General features: G+C 73.4%; 5 protein-coding genes. 4 read left to right on the top strand and 1 reads right to left on the bottom strand.

Annotated elements, in window-relative coordinates:
• From EEJ42_RS35790 to thiO, 4 genes are all read left to right on the top strand, one after another.
• The coding region (locus tag EEJ42_RS35790; protein WP_123106375.1) for a beta-ketoacyl reductase at nt 1-1,090 on the top strand (1,090 nt) is incomplete at its 5' end.
• Nucleotides 1,087-1,650, top strand: coding sequence for an FcoT family thioesterase (locus tag EEJ42_RS35785; protein ID WP_123106374.1), 564 nt, complete (start codon nt 1,087-1,089; stop codon nt 1,648-1,650). The genes EEJ42_RS35790 and EEJ42_RS35785, both read left to right, overlap by 4 nt.
• Nucleotides 1,651-1,678: 28 nt before the next feature.
• A complete protein-coding gene (locus tag EEJ42_RS35780; RefSeq protein WP_123106373.1) occupies nt 1,679-3,772 on the top strand; it encodes a type I polyketide synthase in 2,094 nt (697 codons plus the stop codon).
• The gene (thiO, locus tag EEJ42_RS35775) at nt 3,769-4,866 is read left to right on the top strand and encodes a glycine oxidase ThiO (protein ID WP_123106372.1); all 1,098 of its coding nucleotides are present in this window, start codon (nt 3,769-3,771) and stop codon (nt 4,864-4,866) included. The genes EEJ42_RS35780 and thiO overlap by 4 nt, the downstream gene beginning before the upstream one ends.
• Before the next feature lie 70 nt (nt 4,867-4,936).
• Here thiO and EEJ42_RS35770 read toward each other — a convergent pair.
• On the bottom strand, nt 4,937-6,575 hold a 1,639-nt coding region (locus tag EEJ42_RS35770), incomplete at its 5' end, for an acyltransferase domain-containing protein (RefSeq protein ID WP_123106371.1).

The raw sequence follows: 6,575 nt of genomic DNA, 5'->3' as shown, positions 1-6,575 counted from the left end.
CGCCGACGGCCTGGCCGCCGACCTCACCGCGCTCGGCGCCCGCGTCGAGGTGGCCGCCTGCGACGCCGCCGACCGCGACGCGCTGGCGGCCGTGCTGGCGGGCCGTACCCTCGCCGGAGTCGTGCACACCGCGGGCGTCCTCGACGACGGGATCATCTCCTCGCTGACACCCGAGAAGATGGCCACGGTGATGCGCCCCAAGGTCGACGCGGCGCTCAACCTCCACGAACTCACTGCCGGCCAGGACCTCTCGGCGTTCGTGCTGTTCTCGTCCGCCGCCGGCGTCACCGGAGGCGCCGGGCAGGGCAACTACGCCGCCGCCAACACCTTCCTCGACGGCCTCGCCGCACACCGCCGCGCCCGCGGGCTTCCCGCGCAGTCGCTGGCCTGGGGGCTGTGGGAGGAGGCCAGCGGCATGACCGGCGCGCTGGACACCGCCGACCTGGCGGGCATGCGCCGCGACGGCGTCCTGCCCCTCGCCTCCGACGAGGGCATGGCGCTGCTGGACGCCGCCGGGGCGCTCGACCGGGCGTTCGTGGCGCCCGTACGGCTCGATCTGACCGGGCAACGCCGCTCCGATGTGCCGTACCTGATGCGTGACCTGGTACGCGGCCCGGCCCGCCGCGCCGTCGACCCCGCCGCGTCCGCCACCGAACCCGCCGAGAACTTGCGCGACCGGCTGGCCCGCCTGACGCCCGCCCGCCGGGAACAGGCGCTGCTCGACGTCGTCCGCACCCGGGCCGCCGCCACCCTCGGCTTCGCCGACGCCGACGAGGTCGACGCCGAGCGGTCGTTCCGCGACATGGGCTTCGACTCCCTCGCCGCCGTGCGGTTCCGCAACGCCCTCGGCGAGGCCGTCGGGGAACGCCTGTCCGCGACGCTCGTCTTCGACCACCCGACCGCGCTCGTCCTCACCCGCCACCTGCTGGACGAACTGGGCCTGAGCGAGCCGGAATCCACCCCGGAATCCACCCCGGAGGCGGAGCAGGACCAAGGCGCACAGGACATGGAGGACCGCACCGCGGCCATCCAGAACATGAGCCTGGCCGAACTCCTCCGCACCGCGCAACGATCAGGAGATCCGACATGACCCGGTTGCTCGACGACATCGACCAGCGCGTCTACCCCACCGACGAGGAACTGCTGCACCGCGTCCTCACCCCCTACCGGGCCAAGCGGTGCGAATACCTCACCTCGGCCACGGTCACGGCTGCGGGCGACCCCCTCGACGGCGGACGGCTCGGCGCCGCCTGCACCTTCCTGATCCCCGAGTCCTGCTACATCGACGACACCGGACACTTCAACTCGGTCGAGTTCAACATCTGCTTCAACCAGATGGCCTACTACCTGATGGCCAAGTCGGTGAAGGAATCGCTGGTCGAACCCTTCTCCCGGTGGACGCTGGAGCAGTTCTGGACCCGGCAGCTCGCGGACGTGTTCATCACCGACTTCAAGAGCACGTTCCGCACCGCCATGCGCGGCCGCCACTTCCGCGGTGAGATCGACATCGCCGACATCGCCGAATGGGACGCCACCGATCTGCGCGACGCCCTGGTGATCCTGCGCAGCCGCTGCCGCTACTGGGACGAGCAGGGCGGCGAAAGCCACGGCGAGATCGCCGCCGCCATCACCAACCCGCCCGAAAACTGACCCGCCCGGCCCCGCGGAGGAAGCCACCATGAGCAACCCGGAACGGCCAGAGCTTCCCGACGAAGCCCGGCAGGTCGACATCGCACACATCTACCGCCGCCTCGCCGACCGCGGCCTCCCGTACGGGCCCGCCTTCCGGGGCCTGCGCGCCGTGTGGTCGGACGGCGAGGAGGTCTACGCGGAGGCCCGGCTCGACGGCGCCGCGTCCGGCGGCGAGGGCGACTACCACCTGCACCCGGCGCTGTTCGACGCCGCCTTGCAGGCCGCACTCGTACCGGACCTCGACCGCGACGACAGCACCTTCCTGCCCTTCGCCCTGCGCGGTGTGCGCCTCCACAAGGCGGGCGCGCGGCGTCTCGGCGTGCACACCCGGCCCGGTGAGGGCGGCGTTTCCCTGGACCTCACCTGCGGCGACGGCGAACCGGTCGTCACGGTCAAGAGCCTCGTCCGACGCCCCGTCACCGTCGACCAGCTCGACGCCGCGGCGCAGCGCACCCAGCTCCTGCGCGTCGCGTGGAAGGCCGTCGAACAGCCACCGGCCGCCGCCGACCAGCGGCGCTGGGCGTTCCTCGGCACCGACCACATCGGCGTCACCGGCGCCCTGAAGTCCATCCGCCGCTCGTTCGACTCCTATCCCTCGCTGGCGGCCCTCGACGCCGCGCTCCGCGACGGCGCGTCCGCACCCGACGTGGTCGTGGTCTCCTGCACGGACCAGGACTCCCCGGTGCGCTCGGCCGCCCAGCGCGCCCTGATGCTCGTCCAGGAGTGGTCGGCCGACGCACGCCTGGCCGACGCCCGTCTCGTCCTGGTCAGCAGCGGCGCCCTCGCGACCCGCCCCCAGGAGGACCCGTCCGACCTGCCGGGCGCGGCCGTGTGGGGGCTGCTGCGCAGCGCCCAGTCGGAACATCCCGGCCGCTTCGTCCTGGTCGACGTGGACGACCCCGAGGACTCGGGCCGCGCCCTCCTCGCCGCCGTGGCCTCCGGCGAACCCCAACTCGCCGTACGCCACGGCGCCCTGTTCCGGCCGCGCCTCGTCCGCTGCCCGCCGCCTCCGGGCCGTACGAGCCTCACGGGCACCGTTGTCATCACGGGCGGCACCGGCGCGCTGGGCCGTCTGATCGCCCGGCACCTGGTCACCCGCCACACCGTCCGCCACCTCGTGCTGCTCAGCCGCCGCGGCCCGGACGCGCCCGGCGCCGACGGCCTGGCCGCCGACCTCACCGCGCTCGGCGCCCGCGTCGACATCGTCGCCTGCGACACCGCCGACCGCTCGTCCCTCGAGAGCGCCCTCGCGGACATCCCCGCGCCCTCCGCCGTCATCCACACCGCGGGCGTGCTGTCGGACGCCACGGTCGACACGCTGACGCCGCGCAGGCTGGACGCGGTCCTGCGCCCCAAGGTCGACGCCGCGCTCCATCTGCACGACCTGATCCGCGACCCGGACTGCGCGTTCGTGGTGTTCTCGTCCGTCGCCGGGCTCACCGGCAACGCGGGACAGGGCAACTACGCCGCCGCCAACGCCGTCCTCGACGCGCTCGCCCACCACCGCCGCACCCTCGGGCTGCGCGGTGTCTCCCTCGCCTGGGGCCTGTGGGAGAGCGAGGACGGCATGGGCTCCGAGCTGTCCACCGCCGACCTCATCCGCATCAAGCGCTCCGGCTTCGCCCCGCTCGGCCACGACCAGGGCCTGACCCTCTTCGACGCCGCCCTCGCCGGGGACGAGGCCGTTCTCGCGCCCGTACGGCTGAACGAGTCGGCCCTCACCGGGGACGTCCCGCCCGTCCTGGCCGACCTGGCACCCGCCGCGACGCCCAGGCCCGCCACGACCGACACCCTGCGGGCCCGCCTGGCGAACCTGCCCGACGCCGAACACGACGGCGCCGTGCTGGAGTGCGTCCGTAACGCGGCCGCCACCGTCCTCGGCTACGACAGCCCCGACGACATCGACCCCGACCGGGAGTTCCACACCGTCGGCCTGGACTCCATCGGCAACCTCGAACTCAGCCGCCACCTGTCCGCCGCCACTGGACTGCGGCTGCCCGCGACCCTCACCTTCGACCATCCGACGCCCGCAGACCTCGCCTCCCACCTGCGGCGACTTCTCCAGGAGAGCGAATCATGAACACCGTTGTCGTCGGCGGAGGCGTCATCGGCCTCGCCACCGCCTGGCGGGCCCTGCGCCACGGCGTCACCGTCACCGTGATCGACCCGGCCCCGGCCACCAAGGCATCCCACGCGTCGGCGGGCATGCTCCCGCCGAGCAGTGAGCAGATCGACGGCGTGAACGACCTGCTGCGCCTGTGCCTGGCCTCCCGCGACCTCTACCCGTCCTTCGTCGCCGAACTGGAGGAGTTCGCCCCCGCCGGATTCCGGCGCGACGGCGTCCTCGATGCGGCCTTCGACGAGGACGCCCTGAGCAAGCTCGACCACCAGCAGTCCTTCCGGGAGTCGCTCGGCATCCGCAGCGAACGCCTCACACCCGAGGAGTGCGCCAAGCTCCAGCCCGCCTTCGCCCCCACCCTCGGCGGCCTGCTCGGCCCCGACGACGGCGCGGTCGACCCGCGCACCCTCAACGCCGCGCTGCTCACGGCCATCGAAGCCCTCGGCGGCACCGTCATCCGCCGACAGGCCATCCGGGTCGCGCACCACACCGTCACCCTCGACAACGGCGACGCGGTGCCCTTCGACCGCGTCGTCCTGGCCGCCGGCTGCTGGACGCACCACATCGGGGGCCTTCCCGAGGACGCCATCCCGGAGATCCGTCCCGTCAAGGGCCAGATCCTCCGGCTGCACTCCGAGCCGCCGCTGCTGGGCGTGACGGCCCGCGCCCTCTCCAAGGGCGCGTCCCTCTACCTGGTGCCACGGCTGGACGGTGAACTCGTCATCGGCGCCACCTACGAGCAGCGCGGCTACGACGAGACGGTCACCGCCGACGGCACCCGCGACCTGCTGGCCCGTGCCGCCGAGGTCATCCCCGGCGTCGGCGCGCTGCGCTTCGCCGAGATCAGCGCGGGCCTGCGCCCCGCGTCGCCCGACGAACTCCCGCTCATCGGCCCGACCGCCGTCCCCGACGTCTACCTGGCCACCGGCCACTTCCGCATGGGCGTCCAGCTCGCCCCCATCACCGCCGACGCCATGGCCGCCTACCTCACCGACACCACCCCGCACGCCTCGGCCCTGCCGTTCACCCCGCTCCGTATGGGCCGCGCCGCCTGACCCCGCCACACCACGACAGGGCCGGACACCGTGGAGGGTGTCCGGCCCTGTTGGTGCGCCCGCGGGACGGTCAGGAGACCGGCACGGGGGCGCTCAGGTGGCCGGTGGCGTTCTCGGTCCAGGAGTGGTCCTCCTCCGAGCGGGACCTGATGGTCAGGGTGCGGCCCGCGGACGGATCCTCGGGCCCGACGATGACCTGGAGCAGCGCGGCGCCCCGGGCGCCGAAGGTGACGGGGGCGTTCAGGACGAGTTCCGCTATCTCGTCGGTGCCCACCGTATGGGCGGCGTGGAACGCCAGCTCCACGAAGGCGGTGCCGGGGAGGATGACGGTCCCCATGACGATGTGGTCGCCGAGCCACGCGTGGTCGGCCAGCGTCACGCGGCCCGTGAACAGGCGGCTGCCGTCGGGGAGTTCGGTGGCCGTGGCCAGCAGCGGATGCGAGGCGGGCTCCAGGCCCAGGCCCGCGGGCGAACCGGCGGGGTCGGGGGTGTCGAGCCAGTAGCGGCGGCGCTGGAACGCGTACGTGGGGAGGGGCACGTTTCGGCCGCCGTGCCCCGCGAGGAACCCCTTCCAGTCGACGGCGACGCCCCAGGCGTGGGCCTGGGCCAGGCCGGTGACCAGGCTGGTCGGCTCGTGGTGGCGGGGGCGCAGCAGCGGTACGGCGGCGGCCTCGGGCAGCGCCTCGCGGGTGAGCGCGGTGAGCACGGCGTCGGGACCGATCTCGAGGTAGGTGGTGACGCCGAGGTCGTGGAGTGCGGTGAGGCCGTCGTGGAAACGGGTGGTGTTGCGGATGTGCTCGGTCCAGTAGGTGGCGTCGACCGCGGCACCGGCCTCCCCGGTCAGGGTGGACACCAGGGGGATGCGCGGCGCGTCGTACGTCAGCGTCCCGGCGACCTGGTGGAAGGCGTCCAGGACGGGGTCCATATGGGGGGAGTGGAAGGCGTGGCTCACGGTGAGGCGGCGGGTGCGCCGCCCCTGACCGGAGAACTCCTCGGCGAGGGCGGTGACATCGGCCTCGTCTCCGGAGACGACCACCGAGCGGGGCCCGTTGACGGCCGCGATGCCGACGTGTTCGGTGAGGTACGGGGTGACCTCGTCCTCGGTCGCCTCGACGGCGATCATGGCGCCACCGGGAGGCAGCGCCTGCATGAGGGTGCCTCGGGCGGCGACCAGGCGGCACGCGTCGTCCAGCGAGAGGATTCCGGCGATGTGGGCGGCGGCGATCTCACCGATGGAGTGGCCGATGAGATGGCTGGGCGTGATGCCGAAGTCCTCGGTGAGGAGACGGGTGAGGGCGGTCTGGAGCGCGAACAGGCCGGGCTGGGTGAAGCGGGTCTGGTTCAGGAGGGTGGGGTCGTCCGCGAAGACGACGTCCCTGAGCGGGCGTTCGGCGCCGAGGTGGCGGTCGAGGGTCGCGCAGACCGTGTCGAACGCGCCGCGGAAGGTGGGGTAGGCGTCATAGAGCCCGCGGCCCATGCCCGGGTGCTGGGCACCCTGGCCGGTGAAGAGGAAGGCGACCTTCTTGGTGCGGGGCCGGGCAGGGAGAACAGCGAGGGCGGGGTCCTGGGCCAGGGTGTGGAGCTGGGCGAGGAGTTCGTCGCGCGTGGCACCGACGACGGCGGCGTGATGCTCGAAGGTGGTGCGGGTGGTGGCGAGGGTGTGGGCGATGTCGGTGGGGTGGAGGGTGGGGTGTTCGGTGGTGTGGTCG

Source organism: Streptomyces botrytidirepellens (assembly GCF_003721215.1).
Lineage (GTDB): Bacteria > Actinomycetota > Actinomycetes > Streptomycetales > Streptomycetaceae > Streptomyces > Streptomyces himastatinicus.
This window is presented reverse-complemented; position numbering and strand designations above follow the sequence as displayed.